Annotated in this window: 3 protein-coding genes; all 3 read left to right on the forward strand. The window is 54.8% G+C overall.

The annotated features are described in order from the left end of the window. The first annotated feature begins 80 nt into the window (after positions 1-80). Positions 81-1376 (forward strand): hypothetical protein, encoded by a 1296-nt coding sequence (locus tag EN969_RS24740; RefSeq protein WP_063168560.1) that lies wholly within the window; start codon positions 81-83, stop codon positions 1374-1376. A 36-nt stretch (positions 1377-1412) separates the two neighbouring features. Then, positions 1413-2204: a class I SAM-dependent methyltransferase gene (locus EN969_RS24745; protein WP_063168559.1), complete on the forward strand. Its 792-nt coding sequence runs from the start codon at positions 1413-1415 to the stop codon at positions 2202-2204. 482 nt (positions 2205-2686) lie between these two features. Beyond that, positions 2687-2947 (forward strand): glycosyl hydrolase 108 family protein (locus EN969_RS24750; protein ID WP_281060031.1); only part of this gene is annotated, 261 nt, incomplete at its 3' end.

A 2947-nucleotide genomic window follows, 5' to 3' on the forward strand; every position in this document is an offset into this window, starting at 1 on the left:
ATTTCGAGTTGTGACTTTGTCGTTGTGAATGACCGAATCGCCTAGGTTGCTTTTTTGATCCAAATAGTCGAACGAAAGATATGGTCCTCGCTCTGTGGTCAATGGTGGCCGTGACCACCTTTATACTTGTGGCCCGCCACAATCGGGTTTCTGTTGTAGCGATTGGCTATATCGGCCTTCTTGCTTATTCGGTGCCCGCGCTGATTGGCTTCACGCGGCCTGTGAGCGCGAAAGGATTGGTGCCATATCTTGAGCCGGCGTCGTCGGAAGCAATTCTGGTGATGGTCGCTGCTTGGCTAGGGTTCGGGTTGGCGCTGCTGCTGATGCCTTCGTCTGTGGGCGGCAGGCGTCCCCCTTGTTACCAACTGCACCCGATGCGGGTCATCTGGTTCATTCGGTGCGCGCTGATCATTTCTTTAGCCTGCTATGCATGGATGGCAAACAGGGCTGGACTTGAGTGGTACGCGATGGAGCGTGCCGACATCTATGACGCCGTCGGTGGGCTCATTTCCATCGTGTGGCGTTGGGTCAGCGGCATCGGTCTTCTGGCATCAATCTATTTCGATAGGCCATGGGGTCGCGGCGCTCGTATTTATCAAGCCATCTTTGCGTTAATGGTCGCACTTAATGCGATCGCGGGTGATCGGACGGTCCCGGTGATCTTGGCAATGGCGTTTGCCATCGTGTTATTGTGGGAGTGGCCGATAACGAAGGCGGCCCTGCATTGGAAGGCATGGGCGATCGGGCTGGCGACGCTTGCGATCATCTTCTTTATGAAGCCCTTCTATCTGGCCTACAAACGCGACCTGCCGTTTGGCAGGATGCTGACAGGCGGTTCTGATCCGATGGCTATGGTGGCCTCCTGGGAAGCCTTCGGCACTCATGAAAACATCGAAGGGCTGATTAGGAGTAGCACGACCTATCCATGGTGGAACACGGTTCGCGATACCTTGGCGCAACTGCTAATTCAGCCGTCGGCCTTCGGCTTCGACAGCACTGGGTTCAACACGGTGCTCCAGACCCAGATATTTTCACAGGCGTTGTACGGCTTGGCTGGTACATTCTGGGGGCAGGCGTGGGCGATTGGCGGTATTCCCGTTGTGATCGTATTTGGGTTGATCTATGGCGGAGCGTTGGTGGCGTTGCATCATGCTTCGCTCAAAAGTAAGGGTATGTGGTTCTTCTTCTGGATCATCCTCGGCAGCGTGATTGGGGTCTATGCGCACCGGAATGCCTTGGAGAATGTTCTTGCGCAGGCACGGCAGCCATTCGTCGGTTTCGTGACGATTCAGGTCTTGGTGTGGGTACTGCTCTTCGGGCGCTTCCATACCAGCATTCCGGCTGTTCCGATTGTGGGTCGAGACTACGGCAAATGAACTGACGTTGAGCGGCGCCTTGGGGGAGGCAAATGAATGGTGGAGCAGGTATATCTCGATCGGCAGCATGATCGTCTTGTATTCATCGACCAACCAGCCGACGAAGGATTCTGGGACGATCGTTGGGCGCAATCCCTAACAGCAACGGACATTCGGAAAAAGAGCGTCTTTGTCCAGCATGTTACCCGAAAGTATTTAAGCCCGCCTGATCGAGTGATTGATGCAGGCTGCGGTGTGGCAAACACAGTCTTTGGGCTCCATCACGCCGGGTTCGAGGCATACGGACTAGACTTTGCCCCCGTAACCATCGCTAGAATCAAGAAGCACGCCCCCGAACTTAATATCGTTCTCGGCGACGTGCGAGAAATGCCATTCGAGGATGCCTTTTTCGAAGGGGTGTGGTCCTTAGGGGTGATCGAACATTTCAAGGATGGTTACGCATCGATCATCGAGGAGGTACGCCGAGTGCTGAAACCTGGCGGACTCCTTTTCCTAACTGTCCCCAGCGTGTCGCCATTGAGGCGTCTAAAGATGCGGCTCGGTCGATACGAAGATGTGAGTGCCGCGGACATGGCTCGATTTTACCAATTTGCCTTCACCCCGAACGACACAATTAGAACGATCAGCGGGATGGGGTTCCGGCTTTTGGAAAGTCGGTCCAGGGGCGGATATCTGGGGTTGATGCGGGAAAGCAATTTGTTCAAGCGCCTGCTTGAACCATTGTATGAGAGCCGGTCGCGACCGATGGTGACCTTACGACGCGCGATCGACTTAGTGATCAGTCCAGTATCGTTTCACACAAAGCTGTTCGTCTTCAAAAAGAACTAGCTGAAACTGAATTTTCGAACTCCGACCTCAGTTACTTGTATCCAGCACGAGTTGTCGCGGCGCTTCGACTGAAGTCCTGTTGATCATTTCCGCAGCGTCAACGCGCCGAAGACTCATTCATTGATCTTTATCCTGACGGAGCTTCTCATCGATGTCTCTCAGGCTTTTGTTGTACGCTCGCGTCTCTCGCCGCACCCCTATCGTGGCAATAACTACCCACGCGATAGAGAAGGCGCCGATGAGGACTCCTAAAACTAAATGTCTTATGTCAGGCATATGTGCTTTTGCGCGTCCTAGGTGCGTCAATGACTTACCGAGCGCACGATTCTCTTGCCGATACTCAGAATTTTAAGTCTGTATCTGCCAACTTGGCGAATGATATCCAGAATCATAATCGCCCGCGCCAAGCCTAACCTCCACCCGGCGAACATACCAAAAATCAAAAACTGAACAACTGCCCGGAAGGGCGGAAAGGAAACACCATGGACCGCAACTTCGCGCGGGCGCTTGCGCTTGTTCTCAAATCGGAAGGCGGGTGGTCGGACCATCTGGCCGATCCTGGCGGCGCCACCATGAAGGGCGTGACGCTTGCCAGCTTCCGCCGCTATGTGAAGGCGGGCGCGACAAAGGCGGATCTGCGCGCGATCAGCGACGCGCAGGTCGCCACCGTCTATCGCCGCTTCTACTGGGACGCTGTGCTCGGCGCCGAGTTGCCCGATGGCGTCGATCACGCGGTATTCGAT

Origin of the sequence: Mesorhizobium sp. M7A.F.Ca.CA.003.01.2.1, assembly GCF_003998945.1 — a bacterium.
Lineage (GTDB): Bacteria > Pseudomonadota > Alphaproteobacteria > Rhizobiales > Rhizobiaceae > Mesorhizobium > Mesorhizobium ciceri.

Coding starts and splice junctions, on each gene's coding strand:
- EN969_RS24740 (WP_063168560.1), top strand. CDS start 81: ATGGTCCTCGCTCTGTGGTCAATGGTGGCCGTGACCACCTTTATACTT.
- EN969_RS24745 (WP_063168559.1), top strand. CDS start 1,413: ATGGTGGAGCAGGTATATCTCGATCGGCAGCATGATCGTCTTGTATTC.